An 18296-nucleotide genomic window follows, 5' to 3' on the forward strand; every position below is an offset into this window, starting at 1 on the left:
AAGGGACGGCGCCCCTGGATAACGGACCGGTCCCGGATCTTGAAGTCCATCGCATCCCCTGAACTGGGGTGTTGCGACAACCACTAGAACTCAAGCGATGCCTGCGGGCCGTTCCGGTGTCGCGGGTACTGCGGGTTTTACGGGTGCTCCACGACCGGTCAGTCGTCGCCGCTGAGGATCGCGACCAGGCGCAGCATCTCGATGTAGATCCACACCAGGGTCACGGTGAGGCCGAAGGCCGCCAGCCAGGACTCCTCGCGCGGAGCGCCGTACGCGATGCCGTCCTCGACCTGCTTGAAGTTCAGGGCGAGGATGCACGCGCCGATGACGATGGCCACGATGCCGAAGATGATGCCGAGCGCACCGCTGCGGAAGCCGAGGCCGTCACCGCCGCCGAACACGGCGAACAGGAGGTTGACCATCATCAGCAGCGTGAAGCCGATGGCAGCCGCCATCACGAAGCCGTAGAAGCGGCGCGTGACCCGGATCAGTCCGGTGCGGTAGGCGATAAGCACACCGGCGAAGACCGCCATGGTGCCGATCACCGCCTGCATCGCGGCGCCGGGAGCCCAGTAGACACTGACGATGTTGCTGATGACGCCGAGGAAGACACCCTCGAACGCCGCGTACGTCAGGATCAGCGGCGGCGAGGGCCGGCGCTTGAACGAGTTCACCAGCGACAGCACGAAGCCGATGATCGCGGCGCCGATGGCGACGCCGATCGCCGTGCCGACGTTCGCCTTGTCGACCGGCAGCGTCCACCAGGCGGCGGTCGCGGCGACGATCACGGTGCCGAGCGTCATCGCCGTACGCGTCACCACGTCGTCGATGGTCATCACGTCGGGACGGGCGGGCGCCTGCGGGGCGCCCTGGGTGTCCGTCTGCGCGTAGGGGTTGGTGGCGTACGGGTTGGCGGCGGTGCCCTGCGCGTACGGGTTGCCCGTCGCGGGGGCCCCGGCCTGCGGCGTCGCGTTGAAGCCCGCGTGGCCGTTGTCGCGGCTGAACCCCCGTCGCGAGAAGACCGGGTTGCTGCTCCTCATCTCACTCCTCCATGGCCACACTGCGTGGCCTTGCCACAAGAGTAATGGGTAGGCAAAAGAATCACCCTAGTGCCAGGGGAGGATCTTTGCGGCAGCGTGGAGTGATGCCCGCCGAGGGCTTGGGAGAGCTGTCGTGCGGGGCCGGGATCACGGACCGGGCGCCTGTCACGGTCTGGGCCGTCCGGGTCACGCACAGTGCGGCGCGTGGTGCCCGGAGCCGGACTCGAACCTGCTCCGCCCTGACGCCCTGACGCCCTGACCAGCGGAAACACCCTCACCTGCGAAACCCCATCCCGAGCCAGGCCCAGCCAGGGGCGACCGGAGGGGGCCAGCCGGGCCCCGTGCGCCATCTGGCGCACGGCCTGGCGCACCCCCGGGAACGGCGTAGGCCCGGCAGTCCACCTGCCGGGCCTACATCTGCACACGGGTGCCGGGTCAGCGGCGGGCGGTCACCAGAAGCGTGCCGATGTGCCCGGCCGTCGGGGCGTCGAGGACCCGGGCGTCGACGTCGCGGAACCCCGCCCGCTCCAGGATCCCGGCCCAGCCGCGCGGCGTGTAGCTGTACCGGTAGGTGTACATCGCCCTGCCGGCGAACCCGCCCTTGTACATGCCCTGCGGCCCGTACGCCCCAGGGATCGCCGGAGGGTGGGAGAACGCGAGGACCCCGCCCGGCCGGAGCCGCTCCGCGACGAGCGGGAGCAGCCGCGCCGGGTCGGTGAACCAGACCGCCCCGAAGATCGAGTACACGGCGTCGTAGGTCTCGGTGTCGGCGGCGAGGGTCTCCAGCACCTCCCCGCAGACGAAGTCGGCCCCGACGCCGGCCCACCTTTCCGTCACCTTCTTCACCATGACCGGCGACAGGTCGACGCCCGTCGCCTTCACCCCGCGCCCAGCCAGGAAGGCGAGCGCCCGGCCGGTGCCGCAACCGATCTCCAGCGCGGTCGCCGGATCACCGAGGAGCTCCGGCCCGGGGCCGTGCCCGGCGTACTGCGTCCAGCAGAAGACCGGTTCCATGTCGTCCTTGAACGCGCTGTCGGCATAGGTGTCCCACAGCTCGGTCTCAGCTGCGATGTCGTGGCGTGCGGGCACGGCACCTCTCCTAGTGGTCGAAGGGGAAGGCCCCTGCCCTCCGCACGGGCGGAGGACAGGGGCCAGCGTAGGGGGACTGAAGTCCCGGATCAGTGGCTGTCGGGTGCCTTGCTGTCACACGGCGAGCAGCTCGCCCCGTCGATCGCCCACAACTCCTCGTCGACGTCCCAGCCGTCGGCCGCGAGGAAGTCCGCGGTACGCAGGCACAGGCCGTCAGACCGCCGCTGGATGAACGGCGCGTGATGCTTGTACCGGCCGCCGTTGTGGACCTTGCAGAGCGCGAAGTACACCGGGGTGTCGAGGATCAGCTGATGCACCCCGATGTCGACCAGCTTGCCGACGCCCAGGTGGACGTCCGGGTTCTCCATGGCGCACACGCTGTACGCCACGGCCTGGCCGAGGATCCTCTCCGCCATGTTCCGGACCATGGTGTTGTCGCGGAGCAGGAGGGCGATCTCCCGCTCCCACAGGGGGCCACCGTCCATGACGTTGACCGTCAGGTGCTCGATGTGCGGCGCCAGTGCGTTGAGAGTCTGTTCCGGGTCGCTGGTACGGGCGAGGGTGGGCGGCTGAACTGCAATGGTCATCCTGTCCTCCGTCGATCGTCGAGTCGTGCGATGGAACCCCTCACCCCGGCCGACCGGGGTGAGGGAGCTTTGTCGGCCAGCCGTCAGACCGTGCCGGCCACCTTCTCGAGTGCGGCCACGCTGGCCGGCACGTCATGGCTCAGCCGGACCCGCAGGTGCGGCATCAGCGCCAGGCGCGCCGACACCTCGTCACGGGCGCTGCGCCGACCGCCGCCGTCGACGCCCCGCGCCAGCTCGAAGATGTCCGGGTAGCGGTCCTCTGTCGCCCCCGACATGAAGTCGTCTTCGCTCAGGCCGAGCGTCTGCGCGCCGTCGACGACGTCGGGCGAGCCGTTCGCCTCGACCCGGGGGAAGAGGAGCCCGGCAGCCCGGCCGCCCGCCGCGAGCTCGACGCCGAACAGCTCGGGGAACTGGTCGGGCCACACCTGGACCTTCCGCTCACGCGGCCGGTCGTCCTCCCACAGCGGCGTGAAGTCACCGGCGAGGAGGGCGTCCGTCACAGCGTCGTGCTGCGTCGGGTGGAAGCTCCCGCCCTCCTGCAGGTGACCGCGCGCCGCCGCCCCCCAGCCGAGAGCGTCGACCAGGCCGAGACCGAGAGCAGCCGCCGAGGGCCACGGCACCACCTCGACGTCGCGTTCACCGGCCGGCCGGGTCAGCACCCGGTCGTTCGCGAGGAGCTGCCACCCGGCCGACGCGAGGAGGAGCGCGGTCGTTGTCTTGCCCGCCCCCTTGCCCCCGAACGCGAGGAGCGTCGCCCCGTCCTCCGGGCGCACGACGGCCGACGCGTGCAGGACCGCCCACCCGTCCCGCAGCAGCTGCCCCCTCACCACCTCACGGGCCAGCCGTGCGGCTGCCAACGCCAGCTCCATCACGCCGACACCGGAGAGCACCAGGCGCCCCGTCGACGGAGTGCACCGGTAGCCGGTCGACTCGTCCGGCGACGTCGCGATGATGTCCTCGCCGTCCCGGGCGACGAGCATCCGATGCCGCGCGTACTCCACCTCATCGGTATGCCGGCCGTCGTGGACCTGAAGGCTCAGCTCGGCGTACTCGGTCGGGTCGACGTCCGCGACGAGGACCGGCCCCGCGCACACCTGCGTCGCGTCGACCGCGGAGGCGTTCCACCACTGCCCGAAGTACCGGGCCGACCAGTCCGTCACCTCCGTCCGTGAACTCCTGGACCGCGCCGCCGTCTAGGACGGCTTCACCGACTTCTGAACCCACGCAACGCATCGGTCGGCACCCAGGACGATGGGCACGGCGCACACCTCCGGGTTGTCCCAAGGGTGGTTATCGAGCAGGTAGTCCTCCAGCTCCGGATATCGGTCCTTGGTCGTCTTGAGCAGCAACTGCCACTCCTCCCCCGTGCCCTGCTTGCCCAGGTGCCAGAAGACGCTGACGACGGGGCCGACTACCTGAGCCCCTGCAGCGAGGCGCTGCTCGACGGCACCGGCCGCCAGAGCGACCGCCTGGTCACGAGTCTCCGTGGCTGTCGATACCTGCACGCATTCAGTCATGGCCGCGAGCCTTCGAGAACGCCCCACCCCCGCTGAAGATCGCTTCCGGTCTCCGAGCAGGTCCGGAGACGGAGGAAGTGCCGTGCTGTGACGCTTCGACCCGCGCCGGACGTAGGTGGCCGCCGGCTCGTTCACCCAGGCCCCGATCGTGGCCTTCTAGAAGTGATCGGTGGAGCGGACGTCGCAGTTCCGGAACGTCGGCAGGAGGTAGGCCTCCAACTCCTTCGTGATCGCGCCCCGGTAGCGGTCCTCGATCCCGGTCCGGTTTCTTGGTGGACTCCCGGGCGTACGCCTCGAAGACGAACCGCGCCTCGTCCTCCGACCCCGGGGCGATGCCCTCTCGCCCTTTACCCAGCCCGGGGGCCACTGCTGATCGTTGTCGTTCACCGCGTCACGGAAGACCTCCGCAGAGGTCACGTCGAGGAACCGCTCGCCTTGCCAGTCGCCATCACGGGCTCCGCCCAGCCGCCACTTCACCCGGCAGCTGGTGATCTCTCCGACCTTGCTCTCCACTGGATCCACGTATGCCACGCACGCAACGTAGTAACCGCACGCCAGGCGTGCGCCAGTAGCAAGAAAGCTACCCAGGGGTAGCGCAGCGTTCTTACTGGTCACTGGCCGTATGCGAAAGAGTGCCCGGAGCCGGACTCGAACCGGCACGCCCCCGAGGGGCAGCGAGGTTTAAGCTCGCCGTGTCTACGTTCCACCATCCGGGCGTGCCGCGCGACTCCGCGTTTGGCTACCGACCCTAGTCGGGGGCTTCCCTCGATCAGCGGAACAGTGGCGCGATGTTGTCCTATTTTATTGACCGCTTGAGGGCCCGTCAGGACATCAGGCCAAGCTGACCGCACGCCTGCGGCCGATCTTGGGCGGTCCGCGCACCGCACGGGAATGACGGAAAGTCGCCGCACTCGTACGGCCCAACGCGCCAGGTCCGCGCCATGCTTCGCCAGGGCATCCGCCACCCTCCGGCCCGGCTCCGCCCCGGACCCGGGGCCGGGGCGGAGCCGGAGGGGCCGGCCCACCGCCGGGGCCGCTCCCCGCGGACGTCCAGCCGCACTCACGATGGGTGACCACGAAGCGGTGGCCACGCCTCCGGTCAGGGTCGATGTCATACCCGAGGAGGACGGATCCACGCCCTTGATGCGACTCAAGACGGCCACGGGAACGGGCATCGGGAGTGACGACCGGGGCCGATCGGGACGTAACGATGGAGTAAGTCCCCGAGGCATGGCGTCGGCCCTCGCCTCAGCACGGCCCATGCATCCGCATCACCCGAACCAGGAGCGTCCCTGTGACCACCACCCCCACCGTTCACCGCGCCACCGCGGTGGCTGCCCGCGCCACGGAGCTGTCGAAGGTCTACGGCGAGGGCGAGACACAGGTCGTCGCCCTGGACCGGGTGACCGTGGACTTCCCGCAGGGCGAGTTCACCGCGATCATGGGCCCCTCGGGCTCCGGCAAGTCGACGCTGATGCACTGCGTCGCCGGACTCGACAGCTTCAGCAGCGGTTCGGTGCGCATCGGCGAGACCGAGCTCTCCACCCTGAAGGACAAGCAGCTCACGCAGTTGCGCCGGGACAAGATCGGCTTCATCTTCCAGGCGTTCAACCTGCTGCCGACGCTCACCGCGCTGGAGAACATCACCCTGCCGATGGACATCGCGGGCCGTAAGCCGGACGCCGCGTGGCTCCAGAAGGTGATCGACATGGTCGGGCTCTCGGACCGGCTGAAGCACCGCCCGACCGAGCTCTCCGGCGGTCAGCAGCAGCGTGTCGCCGTGGCCCGCGCCCTGGCCTCGCAGCCCGAGATCATCTTCGGTGACGAGCCGACCGGAAACCTGGACTCCCGCTCCGGCGCCGAGGTCCTCGGCTTCCTGCGCAACTCGGTGCGCGAGCTGGGCCAGACCGTGGTGATGGTGACGCACGACCCGGTCGCCGCCTCCTACGCGGACCGGGTCATCTTCCTCGCCGACGGCGCGGTCGTCGACCAGATGATGCACCCGACCGCCGACGGGGTCCTCGACCGGATGAAGGCGTTCGACGCGAAGGGCCGCACGAGCTGACGCCGTCGGCGGCCCGCCCACGGCCGCCGCACCGGCTGACGCGGGCGCCCGCCGAACCCCGGCCGCCGCCCCCGCGCGTCCCCGCCCCCCTTCCGGAACCCATCCCAGGACACACAGACATGTTCCGTACCGCCCTGCGCAATGTGCTCGCGCACAAGGCCAGGCTGCTGATGACCGTGCTCGCCGTCATGCTCGGCGTAGCGTTCGTCTCCGGCACCCTGGTCTTCACCGACACCCTCGGCAACGCCTTCCGCAACCAGTCCGCCAAGAGCTACGACAACGTCGCCGTCGCCGTGGAGACGTACGCCGGCGGGCACGACGAGAAGACCCCCGGCATCGACGAGGCCACCCTGGAGAAGATCCGGGGCCTGGACGGCGTGGCCTCAGCCACCGGCCGCGTCAACGGCTTCGCCGGGGTCGCCGACCCCGACGGCAAGCTGATCGGCAACGGCTGGTCCAACACCGGCGCCAACTTCGCCCCCGGCAAGGACGGCAAGGACGCGAGCTACGACTTCACCGACGGCTCGGGCCCGGCGAAGAACGGCACGATCGCGCTCGACAAGGACACCGCGAGCAAGGGCGAGTACCGCGTCGGCGACCCGGTGCGGGTCGCGACCAACGGCCCGGTGAAGGAGTACACCCTCTCGGGGATCTTCACCACCGAGGACGGCGCGGTCAACGCGGGCGGCAGCCTGGTGCTGTTCGACACCCCGACCGCCCAGAAGCTCTACCTGAAGCCCGGCGTCTTCCAGAACGCCACCGTCGCCGCCGCGGGCGGCGTCTCCGACCAGAAGCTGCTGGACGCGATCGAGCCCCTGCTGCCGAAGGACGCCACCGCGCGGACCGGCGAGGCGCTGGCGGACCAGCAGGCGAAGGACATCGAGAACGGGATGGCCGGCCTCAACGGCATGCTGCTGGCCTTCGCGGGCATCGCGCTGTTCGTCGGCATCTTCCTCATCGCCAACACCTTCACCATGCTGATCGCCCAGCGGACCCGTGAACTGGCCCTGATGCGGGCCATCGGAGCCACCCGCCGCCAGATCAAGCGCTCGGTGCTGCTGGAAGCGGCCGTCGTCGGCACGCTCGCCTCCGTCATCGGTTTCGCCCTCGGTCTCGGCCTCGCCACCGGTCTGCGCTCCGCGATGGGCCTCCTGGGCGGCAAGATCCCCGCCGGGCCCCTGATCGTCTCGCCGACCGCCGTCCTCTCCGCCTTCGCCGTCGGCGTCCTGATCACCGTGCTCGCCGCCTGGCTGCCCGCCCGCCGGGCCGCGAAGATCGCCCCGGTGGCCGCGATGAGCAGCGTGCACGCCACCGCCTCCACCAAGTCCCTGGTCGTACGGAACTCCATCGGCGGTGTGATCGCCCTCCTCGGCGCCGCGGGCATCGTCGGCGGCGCGGCGGCCGGCGGCACGTCCGGCAGGCAGCTGGTCGCGGGCGGCGCGTTCTTCGCCCTGATCGGCGTCATCATCCTGATCCCGCTGCTGTCGCGCCCGGTCATCGCGCTGGTCCGGCCGCTGCTGAAGAAGCTGTTCGGCGTCTCCGGGAAGCTGGCCTCGCAGAACGCGGTCCGCAACCCGCGGCGTACCGGAGCCACCGCTTCCGCACTGGCCATCGGGCTGACCCTGGTCACCGGCATCTCGGTGCTCGGCGTCACGCTCGGCCAGGCCATCGACAAGATGACGACGGACAACATCAAGGCCGACTACATGGTCTCGATGGCCAGCGGCGACGCGCTCGACGAGTCCGCGCTCAAGGCCCTGGCGAAGGCCGACGGCGTCGCCGCGCTCTCCCCGCAGCAGGCGGCCTGGCTCGAGGTCGACGGTGGGGGCTACTCGGCCTCCGGCGTCACCCCGGGCGACGTGGAGAAGGTCTTCTCACTGACGACCGTCTCCGGTTCGCTCGGCTCGCTCGAGGACGGGCAGGTCGCGGTCGGCTCCAAGACCGCCAAGACCCACGGCTGGAAGACCGGCGACACCCTCCCGGTGACGTTCGACGACGAGAAGAAGGGCGAGGTGAAGATCGGGGCGCTCTACGAGGAGAACGAGTTCCTCTCGCCCTTCCTCATCCCGAAGGAGCTCGCGGACCAGCACAGCGCGGCTTCCCGCCCCGACATCCGCGAGATCTGGATCAAGGCGGACGGCGGCGCGAGCAAGGCCAACGAGCAGTCGATCGTGGACGCGCTCGGCGACAACCCGGCGATGAGCGTCATGGACCGGCAGGACATCCGTGACATGTTCGGCGGCTTCATCAACACCGCCCTGAACATCATGTACGGGCTGCTCGCCATGGCCCTGCTGATCGCGGTCCTCGGGGTCGTCAACACCCTGGCGATGTCGGTGTTCGAGCGGCAGCAGGAGATCGGCATGCTCCGTGCGATCGGCCTCGACCGGGGCCGCGTCAAGCGGATGATCCGCCTGGAGGCCGTCGTCATCTCGCTCTTCGGCGCGGTGATCGGGGTCGGCCTCGGGGTCTTCCTCGGCTGGGCGATCGGCCGGACGCTGTCCGCCGACATCCCCGGCTACGCCCTGGTCATCCCGTGGGACCGGCTCGGCCTCTTCCTGCTCCTCGCCGCCCTGGTGGGCGTCCTCGCCTCGCTGTGGCCCGCCCGCAGCGCCGCGAAGCTCAACATGCTGACGGCGATCAAGACCGAGTAACCCGGGCCGGGGGGCCGGGACGGGAGTAGTACGGCAACGGGTGAGGGGCCGGTGCACCGCTTTCCAGCGGTACACCGGCCCCTCACCCGTTGCCGTGACCGTACGGGTCAGGCCTCCCCGCCCTCGGCGGACTCCGTCCAGGTGCGGGCGCGCAGCGGCATCAGGGAGCTGCCGCCGTCCAGCGGGCGCACCGCGAGGATCTGGTTGACGCCGATCTTGTTGTGCTCGAAGGAGAGGGCCGAGGCGGCCATGTACAGCCGCCAGACCCTGGCCCGGCCCGGGGAGGTGGCGCGTACCGCCCGCTCCCAGTGCTGCTCCAGGTTGGCCACCCACCGGCGCAGGGTCAGCGCGTAGTGCTCGCGCAGCGTCTCGACGTCCCGGGCCTCGAAGCCGGCCTCCTCCAGGATGGCCAGGGTGCGGCCGAGCGGGGCCAGTTCGCCGTCGGGGAAGACATAGGCGTCGATGAACGCGTCGATGCGGTAGGCGTCCTCGTCCTTCTCGGGGCGGCGGGCGATCTGGTGGTTCAGGAGGCGTCCGCCGGGCTTCAGGAGGGCGTAGAGGTCGTCCGCGTACTCCCGGTAGCGGACCGATCCGACGTGCTCGGCCATGCCGATCGAGGAGATTGCGTCGTACGGGCCGTCGCGGACGTCCCGGTAGTCCTGGACCCGGATCTCGATCCGGTCGGTCAGGCCCTCCTCGGCGATGCGCTTGCGGGCGTGGGCGGCCTGCTCCTGGGAGAGGGTGACACCGGTGACCTGCGCCCCGTACGCACGGGCGGCGTGGATGGCCATGGAGCCCCAGCCGCAGCCGACGTCCAGGAGCCGGTCGCCCTCCTTCAGGCCGAGCTTGCGGCAGACCAGGTCGAGCTTGTCGCGCTGGGCCTCCTCCAGGGTCCCCCCGTCCTGCCAGTAGGCGCAGGAGTAGACCATGGAGGGTCCGAGCACCAGGGCGTAGAAGTCGTTCCCGACGTCGTAGTGGTGGCTGATGGCCTCCTTGTCGCGGCGTCTGGTGTGCAGCGGGCCGGTGCGGCGGCGCACCTCCTCCGCGGGCGGGGCCGGGGGCGGCCAGGGGCCGGCGAGGTCGAGGAGACCGCGGGCGAAGGCACGGACCTTGGGGTCGCGGACCGGGTGAACGGAATCCTTGGCGTCGGCGCCCCGGTCCCAGAGCAGCCCGGCCAGATGGCCGAGCGCTTCGTACAGGTCGCCCTCGATGTCGATCTCCCCCGCCACCCAGGCGCGGGCCAGGCCCAGTTCGCCCGGCTTCCACAGGAGCCGGCGCAGGGCGCGGCGGTGGCGGATCACGAGGACCGGGGCGCCGGGCGGCCCCGATTCGCTGCCGTCCCAGGCCCGGATACGGACCGGCAGGGGTTCCGAGAGCAATTCCTCGGCAAGAGCGGTCAGCCGCGACGCGGCGTCTGCCATGGCGCACACCTCCGTGGTGTTTCCCCGACAAGCACAACAAGCACAGGCGAAAAGACATGCTCGTAGCCCCGCCGCGCCACCCCGGTGCCGTGGCGAGGTACGCCTGCGTCAACTGTCCTCGCACACTCCGTCATTCCGCTACCGGGCAACGAAACGGCAAAACGTATGTATGCGCCATTCATATGGGCGAGAACAGGCCACGGCCCGCCGTCCGGCCCTGGTCCGGCCCCCTCCCGGATACGCCGAAGGGGCCGTCCGCACCACGGATGGCGGACGGCCCCTTCGGGCGTCGTACGGTGCGCTCCCCGCGGAGCGCTTCACCGGGGGGTCAGGAGGCCTTGGCCTTCTCGCCCTCGGACTTGGCGGCGGCCGGAGCCGGGGCCGGCTTGGCGGCCTCGTAGAACTCCTCGCGCGGCGTCTCCATGGCGCCGAGCGAGACGACCTCGCGCTTGAGGAACATCGCCAGCGTCCAGTCGGCGAAGACCCGGATCTTGCGGTTCCAGGTCGGCATGGCCATGCCGTGGTAGCCGCGGTGCATGTACCAGGCGAGACGGCCCTTGAGCTTGATCTTCACCTTGCCCATGACGATCATCGCGACGCCCTTGTGCAGGCCGAGACCGGCGACCGCACCCTTGTTGGCGTGGCTGTACTCCTTCTGCGGGAAGCCCCGCATACCGGAGATCACGTTGTCGCCGAGGACCTTCGCCTGACGCAGCGCGTGCTGGGCGTTGGGCGGGCACCAGGCGTTCGGGTTGCCGGCGCGGCGGCCGACCATGTCCGGCACCTGGGCGTTGTCGCCCGCGGCCCAGATGTAGTCGGTGCCCTGCACCTGAAGCTTCTCCGAGGTGTCCACGTGGCCGCGGGGGCCGAGCGGCAGGCCGAAGCGCGCCAGCGCCGGGTTCGGCTTCACACCGGCGGTCCACACGATGGTGCTGGAGTCGACCTCCAGGCCGTTCTTCAGCACCACGCGGCCGTCGACGCAGGAGTCCATCGAGGTGGAGAGGTAGATCTCCACGCCGCGGCTCTCCAGGTGCTCCTTGCCGTAGGCGCCCAGCTTCGGGCCGACCTCGGGGAGGATCTTGTCGGCGGCGTCGACGAGGATGAAGCGCATGTCCTCGCGCTTCACGTTCGTGTAGTACTTCGCCGCGTCGCGGGCCATGTCCTCGACCTCGCCGATGGTCTCCGCGCCGGCGAAGCCGCCGCCCACGAAGACGAACGTCAGCGCCTTGCGGCGGACGTCCTCGTCGGTGGTGGAGTCAGCCTTGTCCAGCTGCTCCAGGACGTGGTTGCGCAGGCCGATGGCCTCCTCGACGCCCTTCATGCCGATGCCCTGCTCGGCGAGGCCGGGGATCGGGAAGGTACGGGAGACCGCGCCCATCGCGATGACCAGGTAGTCGAAGGGCAGCTCGTAGGCCTCGCCGACGAGCGGCGCGACCGTGGCGACCTTGCGGTCCTGATCGATGGTCGTGACACGACCGGTGAGAACCTCAGCCTTGGGCAGCACGCGTCGCAGCGGGACGACGACATGCCGAGGCGAGATGCTGCCTGCAGCAGCTTCGGGGAGGAAGGGCTGGTACGTCATGTACGACCGCGGGTCGACGACCGTGACGGTCGCCTCTCCGTATCGCATCTTCTTCAGAATGCGACGAGCTGCGTACAGGCCTACGTACCCACCGCCTACAACGAGGATCCTGGGACGCTCCGTGGTGCTCATGCCATCGAGTATCCACCCCGCCCCAGGGGGGTGCTCGTGAGCCCCTTCACAAGGATTGGGCGACCCTCTGCTACACTTCGCCGCCCACGTGACCCAGGTCATGGGCACGAAAGGGAACCACAGCACTGCGGGAAACGTTGTTCACCGCCCGTGAGCTGGCCCTTGACCCTCCGGAACGGGTGGACCACCCCTCCCCTTCATACGGCCGCAACGTTCCCGGAACGCGTGCGCGACACTTCCGCACACCCTCCCGGGCGACCGGTTCCGGCCTGATGGGCCCCAACTGCGACCAACAGGGCACCATTCCTTGTGAAGAAGTTCACGAAGTTTCCCGCGGCGTGTCCCCGGAGGGGCCCCCGGACGACCCCGAGGGGCCGGGTCAGGGCTCAACGGTGCAGGTGACGATGCGATTGAGCGGGCAGCGGGAGGGGTCGACCGCAGGGTCACGCGGCGCTCCAGGCGATGCCGTCCAGCATCACTTGCCTCGCCGGTCACCGCCACCGTCGCGTGTACACGAAATCGCGTACACTTGGTCCATGGCCGAGAGCACTGTGACTGTACGGGAAGCCCGCGCGCACCTGGCGGACCACATCAACTCCGCAGAGGAGGGCACCCCCACGGTGATCACCCGCAACGGCGTACCCGTCGCGGCGCTCGTTCCGATCGCGGACTTCGACGCACTGGAGGTGGCGGCCGACGTACTGCTCGCCCGGGAGGCGGAAGCGGTCCTGGCCGAGGGCGGCCCGACCGCGACGATGGCGGAACTACTGGCAGACCTGTTCACCGAGCGCACCGAAGAAGCGGCGTGAAATACGCGTTCCGGTTCACCGCTGCGGCGCAACGGCAACTCCGCGCCATCGACCGACCCGCCGCCATGCGGATCCTTGCCGCGCTGACGGCTCTCGGTGAGGATCCATACCGCGAAGACGCCGACGTCAAGAAGCTCACCGGCCCCTCGGGCCTCTACCGGCTCCGGGTGGGCAACTACCGAGTCGCCTACCAGGTGGAGGACGGCGAGTTGATCATCCTGGTCGTCAAGGTGGGCAACCGGCGGGACGACTACCGCACCATGTGAGAGCGGGCAGGTCCCGCCCTGTCACGTCATCGGGTGCACGACTGGAGCCGAGGCCCCGTCTGGGTTTGAGGCCCCTCATGTCATCCGCTACCTGGTCGGGACCTTGACGGTGCGCCCTGCATCCCAGTCTCGGGTGATCTGCATATTTCTGGCCCATCCAAGGAAAAGGACGGCCGTGAACGGAAGCGCAAGGACCGCATAGACCATCGGCAATACAGTCATGGCTCCCAGGGCCATGGTCGCGACCGCAACCGGCAGCAACGCCAGGGAGAGGCGCCATCGCAGGCGACAAGCACGCACATACCGTTCGGCCCGACGCTGCCCCGCCGCCTTCTCTGCCTCCTCCTCGTCGAGGATGGCTCGCCGTCGCGCAGTCCAGCGCCGTTCGGTCTCCAGCTCTTCCGGACTCCGCTGCCCAGCATGCGAGTTGAACACCATGTCCCCGTGGACGGAGCCCGCCTGCACAACGCTCCCGCCGACGTTGCCGCTCAACTCATTACGGGTGGATGGGTTTTCGCTCATGCGTCGAAAGATACTTCAGCGCCGCGGGCCACACATGGCCAAAGCCTGCATGCCCCTCCTCAGCGCCTACCGCTCGGTCACGCGGCGCTCCAGGCGATGCCGTCGAGGATGTCGTGCTCGCTGACGACGACCTCGTGGGCTCCCGTCCGCTCCATGACGGCGAGCAGGACGAGCGCCCCCGCGCCGATCACGTCGACCCGGCCCGGGTGCATCACGGGGATCGCGGCGCGCTCTTCGTGGGTGGAGCGGAGCAGGTGCTCGGTGATCGCACGGACCTGGCCGCGGGTGACCCGTGAGTGGTGGATGGCCCCGGAGTCGTACTCCGGCAGTTCCAGCGCGATTCCGGCGATCGTCGTGACGGTGCCCGCCAGACCGACGAGGGTGCCGGCCCCCTTGAGCTCCACGGTCTGCTCGGCGAGGTCGAGTGCGGCGTCGACGTCCGCGCGGATCGCCGCGGCCCGCTCGTGGCTGGGCGGATCCATGACCGCCCCGTCCACGACCAGATGACGCTCCGTCATCCGTACGCAGCCGATGTCGACGGACCGGGCCGCCTCCACCCGGTCCGAACCGAGGACGAACTCCGTGGAGCCGCCGCCGATGTCGACGACCAGATACGGCTTCTCCAGGTGGTCGCTGCCCACCAGCTCCTTGGTGGCCCCGTCGAAGGAGAGCTGCGCCTCCTGGTCGCCGGTGATCACCTCGGGCTCGACGCCGAGGATGTCCCGTACCCCGGCGACGAAGTCGGCGCTGTTCTCGGCGTCCCGGGAGGCGGAGGTGGCGACGAAGCGGATCCGTGTCGCGCCCAGTTCCTCGATGGCCGTCGCGTACTCACGGCAGGCGGCGAATGTCCGCTCCAGCGCCTCGGGGGCGAGCCGGCCGGTTCTGTCCACGCCCTGGCCGAGGCGGACGATGGTCATGCGCCGGTCCAGCTCGGTGAAGGAGCCGGTGGCGGGGTCCACGTCGGCGACGAGGAGCCGGATGGAGTTCGTGCCGCAGTCGACGGCGGCGACCCGGGTCATGCGCCCGGCCCGTCGGCGGGGCCGTCGAGGGGGCGGAAGGCGAAGTGGCCTCCGTCGCCCTCGTCCACCGTCCAGCCCTCGCCCTCGTCCGGTGTCGCGCAGGGCGTGACGCAGGGGCCCTTGGCCCACCACTCGGGCAGCATCGCGATGGCCTCGTCGCCCAGCGGGTTCACCCCGGGGCCGGCGGCCAGCGAGTGGCCGACCAGGACGTGCAGGCACTTCACCCGGTCCGGCATGCCGCCCGCGCTCGGGAAGCCCTCCAGGACCTCGATGGCGTCGCGGCGGGTGATGTAGTCCTCGTGCGCGGCCCGGTAGGCGTCGGCCAGCTCCGGATCGGTCTCCAGACGGGCCGTCATCTCCTTCATGACCCCGTTGGCCTCCAGCGTGCCGATCGCCGAGGCGGCCCGGGGGCAGGTCAGGTAGTACGTCGTCGGGAACGGCGTGCCGTCCTCCAGACGGGGCTGGGTCTCCACCACGTCCGGGTTGCCGCAGGGGCAGCGGTGCGCGATGGCGCGCAGACCGCGCGGCGGGCGGCCGAGCTGCTGCTCGAACGCGGCGATGTCCGCGTCGGTGGGCTGGGTGGACTCGGTCTGCGGAGGGGGCGTTTCCATGCCTGCCTTGGTTCTGCTCGGAAGTCGGAAGCTCGTAGAGGTGGACGTACGGAAGAACGTACGGGGTCGGTGTCAGTCGCGGTCGGTGTCAGTCGCGGTCGTCGTCTCGGTCGGCGCTGTCCACGCCGTCCCAGAGGTTCGAGTGCCACGGCCGGTCGCTCGCGCCCGACTCGCCGCGGCGGTCCCGGGCCGCGTCGGGGTCGGCCACGGTGTAGCCGGTCTCCCCGGGGAGGATGTAGTGGAGGTGCTGGCGGGCCAGCCGCTTGATGTACGCGTCGTCCTGGAGCCGCGCCTTCGCGTCCCGCAGCTCCTCGGTGCGCCGCTCCGCCTGCTGCGAGAGCCGCTCCTGCTCGGCGATCTCGTCGCGCTGGGAGACGTACTGCCGCATCGGGTAGGCGAGCGCCACCACCATGGAGCAGACCACCAGCGCCAGGAACGCGGCCCGGCCGGTGAGCCGGGAGCGGCGGGCCTGCCGACGGTTCTGGGATCGGTACACGCGGGCCGCGGTCTGCTCGCCGAGCAGGCGCAGCCTGGTCGCGGTGGAGAACCGGTCGCGGTCCTTGCCGGCCATGTCTCCCGCCTCCCCATCACGCACGTCCGTCCCCGCACACGGTACGGGACCGGGTGCGGGGACGGACGGAGGCTACCGTCTTGACGCTACGGGTCAGCCCTTGAAGCGCGGGAAGGCGGAACGGCCCGCGTACACCGCGGCGTCGTCGAGGATCTCCTCGATGCGCAGCAGCTGGTTGTACTTGGCGACGCGGTCCGAGCGGGCCGGGGCGCCGGTCTTGATCTGGCCGCAGTTCACGGCGACGGCGAGGTCGGCGATGGTGACGTCCTCGGTCTCGCCGGAGCGGTGCGACATCATGCACTTGAAGCCGTTGCGCTGGGCCAGCTCGACGGCGTCCAGGGTCTCGGTCAGCGAACCGATCTGGTTGACCTTCACGAGCAGGGCGTTGGCGGAGCCCTCCTCGATGCCGCGGGCCAGACGCTCGGGGTTGGTGACGAAGAGGTCGTCGCCGACGATCTGCACCTTGGCGCCGATGCGGTCGGTGATGACCTTCCAGCCGGCCCAGTCGTCCTCGTACAGCGGGTCCTCGATGGAGACCAGCGGGTACGCGGAGACGAGCTCCTCGTAGTACTCGGTCATCTCGGCGGCCGAGCGGGACTTGCCCTCGAACTCGTAGACGCCGTCCTTGTAGAACTCGGACGCGGCGACGTCGAGCGCGAGCGCGATGTCGCGGCCCGGGACGTAACCGGCCTCCTTGATGGCCTCGACGATGAGGTCCAGGGCGGCGCGGTTGGACTCCAGGTTCGGGGCGAAGCCGCCCTCGTCGCCGAGTCCGGTGGACAGGCCCTTGGTCTTGAGGACCTTCTTCAGCGTGTGGTAGACCTCCGCGCCCCAGCGCAGGGCCTCGGAGAAGGACTCCGCGCCGATCGGGGCGATCATGAACTCCTGGACGTCCACGTTGGAGTCGGCGTGCGAGCCGCCGTTCAGGATGTTCATCATCGGAACGGGCAGCAGGTGCGCGTTCGGGCCGCCGAGGTAACGGAAGAGCGGCAGGTCGGACGCCTCGGAGGCGGCGTGCGCGACGGCCAGCGAGACGCCGAGGATGGCGTTCGCGCCGAGCGACGCCTTGTTCTCGGTGGCGTCGAGGTCGAACATCGCCTGGTCGATGAGGCGCTGCTCGGTGGCGTCGTACCCGACGAGCTCCGGGCCGATCTGCTCGATGACGGCGAGGACGGCCTTCTCGACGCCCTTGCCCATGTAGCGGTTGGGGTCACCGTCGCGAAGCTCGATGGCCTCGAACGCACCGGTGGAGGCTCCGGACGGAACAGCAGCACGGCCCGTGCTGCCGTCGTCGAGGCCAACCTCGACCTCGACCGTGGGGTTGCCCCGGGAGTCGAGGATTTCCCTGGCTACGACGACGTCGATGGACGGCACGAGGCATCTCCTTCTGGGATCTGACACTGGTTGTGCAGGGTCACTGTGGCCTTGCGGCACGAGCCTATCGGGCCCGGCCGTGTCGACCGGCCGACCGCCCGCCTCCTGGGACGAAAAAGGGTCCAAGGAGCTGCATCACGGGACAAAACTCTAGAAACCTACTGAGCGGTAACAACAAGAGGTGAACACATGCGGGCCAGCGGCGCCCGCCGCTCACGAAGAACCCGGCCCGGCGCGCTGGGGGGACGAGCGCGCCGGGCCGGGGAGCCGTGCGAGGAGAAGTGCCGCCGGACGCTTCTCCTCCGGAGAGGAGAGACGGCGATTACTTCAGGTGGAGCTGCTGACCCGGGAAGATCAGGTCGGCGTCCTTGACGATGTCGTCGTTGAGCTTGAAGAGCTTGCTCCAGCCGCCCTTGACGCCCTCCGCGTCGGCGATGGTGCTCAGGGTGTCGCCGGCCTTGACCTTGTACTCGCCGTCGCCCTTCTGGACCTTCTCGCCGGTCGGGGTGGTGACGGTCTTCTTGCTCTCGGCCTTGGGGGCCTCGCGCTGCTCGGAGCGCGTGGTGGGCTGCTCGGCCTGGCGCTCGGGCTGCGCCTGCTCGGGCTTGCTCTCGCCGGAGCCGGAGCCGGAGCCGGTGTTGACGCCCGGGTCCACACCGTCGTTGGTGAGGCCGCCGGCGCCGGCGCAGGCCCAGGCGCCCGGGCCCTGGAGGTCGAGGAGCTTCTCGGCGGTGGCGATCTGCTGGTCCTTGGAGGCCAGGTCGGCACGGGAGGCGTACTGCGTACCGCCGGCGGCGGCCCAGCTGGACTGCGAGAACTGCAGTCCGCCGTAGTAGCCGTTGCCGGTGTTGATGGACCAGTTGCCGCCGGACTCGCACTGGGCGACGGCGTCCCAGGTCTCGACGGAGGCGGCGGAAGCGCTGGTCGCGCCCATCAGCGGGATGGCGATGGCGGTACCGGTGACACCCGCGAGGGTGGCGATACGGGTGGCCTTGGACGGGCGGCGGTGCTTGCCCTTGCTGTTCAGCAGCATGGAA

The 18296-nt window shown here is 70.0% G+C and carries 18 protein-coding genes and 1 tRNA gene; 4 read left to right on the forward strand and 15 right to left on the reverse strand.

All coding sequences use genetic code 11. The annotated features are described in order from the left end of the window. Positions 1-158: 158 nt before the first annotated feature. The 7 genes from AB0F29_RS29230 to AB0F29_RS29260 all read right to left on the reverse strand — a co-directional run bounded on the left by AB0F29_RS29230 (position 159) and on the right by AB0F29_RS29260 (position 4949). The gene (locus AB0F29_RS29230) at positions 159-1040 is read right to left on the reverse strand and encodes a Bax inhibitor-1/YccA family protein (RefSeq protein WP_361878041.1); all 882 of its coding nucleotides are present in this window, start codon (positions 1038-1040) and stop codon (positions 159-161) included. Positions 1041-1475: 435 nt separating this feature from the next. Further along, positions 1476-2129 (reverse strand): class I SAM-dependent methyltransferase, encoded by a 654-nt coding sequence (locus AB0F29_RS29235; RefSeq protein WP_361878044.1) that lies wholly within the window; start codon positions 2127-2129, stop codon positions 1476-1478. Between the two features lie 89 nt (positions 2130-2218). Then, entirely contained in the window at positions 2219-2716 is a 498-nt protein-coding gene (locus AB0F29_RS29240; RefSeq protein ID WP_361878047.1) for a hypothetical protein, read from the reverse strand. A gap of 83 nt (positions 2717-2799) precedes the next feature. Beyond that, complete coding sequence (locus AB0F29_RS29245; RefSeq protein ID WP_361878050.1) at positions 2800-3876, reverse strand: hypothetical protein; 1077 nt, start codon at positions 3874-3876, stop codon at positions 2800-2802. Positions 3877-3909: 33 nt separating this feature from the next. Next, complete coding sequence (gene cutA, locus AB0F29_RS29250; RefSeq protein ID WP_361878053.1) at positions 3910-4233, reverse strand: divalent-cation tolerance protein CutA; 324 nt, start codon at positions 4231-4233, stop codon at positions 3910-3912. A gap of 156 nt (positions 4234-4389) precedes the next feature. Next, entirely contained in the window at positions 4390-4764 is a 375-nt protein-coding gene (locus AB0F29_RS29255; RefSeq protein WP_361878056.1) for a hypothetical protein, read from the reverse strand. 102 nt (positions 4765-4866) lie between these two features. Then, positions 4867-4949: transfer RNA gene (locus tag AB0F29_RS29260), tRNA-Leu, on the reverse strand. A 578-nt stretch (positions 4950-5527) separates the two neighbouring features. Here AB0F29_RS29260 and AB0F29_RS29265 point away from each other — a divergent pair. Together AB0F29_RS29265 and AB0F29_RS29270 are read left to right on the forward strand one after the other, a co-directional pair. After that, complete coding sequence (locus tag AB0F29_RS29265) at positions 5528-6298, forward strand: ABC transporter ATP-binding protein (protein ID WP_097867229.1); 771 nt, start codon at positions 5528-5530, stop codon at positions 6296-6298. Positions 6299-6417: 119 nt separating this feature from the next. Beyond that, a complete protein-coding gene (locus tag AB0F29_RS29270) occupies positions 6418-8952 on the forward strand; it encodes an FtsX-like permease family protein (RefSeq protein WP_361878059.1) in 2535 nt (844 codons plus the stop codon). A gap of 107 nt (positions 8953-9059) precedes the next feature. Here AB0F29_RS29270 and AB0F29_RS29275 read toward each other — a convergent pair whose 3' ends face one another. Both AB0F29_RS29275 and AB0F29_RS29280 read right to left on the reverse strand, forming a co-directional pair. After that, on the reverse strand, positions 9060-10373 hold the full coding sequence (locus AB0F29_RS29275) for a cyclopropane-fatty-acyl-phospholipid synthase family protein (RefSeq protein WP_361878062.1): 1314 nt from the start codon (positions 10371-10373) through the stop codon (positions 9060-9062). Between the two features lie 328 nt (positions 10374-10701). After that, positions 10702-12087, reverse strand: coding sequence for an NAD(P)/FAD-dependent oxidoreductase (locus tag AB0F29_RS29280; RefSeq protein ID WP_265601206.1), 1386 nt, complete (start codon positions 12085-12087; stop codon positions 10702-10704). A 536-nt stretch (positions 12088-12623) separates the two neighbouring features. Here AB0F29_RS29280 and AB0F29_RS29285 point away from each other — a divergent pair. Together AB0F29_RS29285 and AB0F29_RS29290 are read left to right on the forward strand one after the other, a co-directional pair. Then, positions 12624-12896 carry a type II toxin-antitoxin system Phd/YefM family antitoxin gene (locus AB0F29_RS29285; RefSeq protein WP_361878066.1) on the forward strand — a complete coding sequence of 91 codons (273 nt, stop codon included), beginning with the start codon at positions 12624-12626 and terminating at the stop codon, positions 12894-12896. Beyond that, positions 12893-13162, forward strand: coding sequence for a type II toxin-antitoxin system RelE/ParE family toxin (locus AB0F29_RS29290; protein WP_361878069.1), 270 nt, complete (start codon positions 12893-12895; stop codon positions 13160-13162). The genes AB0F29_RS29285 and AB0F29_RS29290 overlap by 4 nt, the downstream gene beginning before the upstream one ends. An 87-nt stretch (positions 13163-13249) precedes the next feature. On the opposite strand, the gene AB0F29_RS29295 is transcribed toward AB0F29_RS29290, so the two are convergent. From AB0F29_RS29295 to AB0F29_RS29320, 6 genes are all read right to left on the reverse strand, one after another. Continuing rightward, on the reverse strand, positions 13250-13684 hold the full coding sequence (locus AB0F29_RS29295) for a hypothetical protein (RefSeq protein ID WP_361878072.1): 435 nt from the start codon (positions 13682-13684) through the stop codon (positions 13250-13252). Between the two features lie 77 nt (positions 13685-13761). Beyond that, complete coding sequence (locus AB0F29_RS29300; protein ID WP_361878075.1) at positions 13762-14703, reverse strand: Ppx/GppA phosphatase family protein; 942 nt, start codon at positions 14701-14703, stop codon at positions 13762-13764. After that, entirely contained in the window at positions 14700-15314 is a 615-nt protein-coding gene (locus AB0F29_RS29305) for a DUF501 domain-containing protein (RefSeq protein ID WP_361878078.1), read from the reverse strand. The genes AB0F29_RS29300 and AB0F29_RS29305 overlap by 4 nt, the downstream gene beginning before the upstream one ends. Positions 15315-15402: 88 nt before the next feature. Beyond that, positions 15403-15885, reverse strand: a complete 483-nt coding sequence (locus AB0F29_RS29310; RefSeq protein ID WP_361878081.1) for a septum formation initiator family protein — start codon at positions 15883-15885, stop codon at positions 15403-15405. A gap of 93 nt (positions 15886-15978) precedes the next feature. Then, positions 15979-17259 (reverse strand): phosphopyruvate hydratase, encoded by a 1281-nt coding sequence (gene eno, locus AB0F29_RS29315; RefSeq protein WP_007456034.1) that lies wholly within the window; start codon positions 17257-17259, stop codon positions 15979-15981. Between the two features lie 322 nt (positions 17260-17581). Further along, positions 17582-18292, reverse strand: coding sequence for a transglycosylase family protein (locus tag AB0F29_RS29320; protein WP_361878084.1), 711 nt, complete (start codon positions 18290-18292; stop codon positions 17582-17584). Positions 18293-18296 lie beyond the last annotated feature (4 nt).

It is taken from the genome of Streptomyces sp. NPDC026589, assembly GCF_040638385.1.
Lineage (GTDB): Bacteria > Actinomycetota > Actinomycetes > Streptomycetales > Streptomycetaceae > Streptomyces.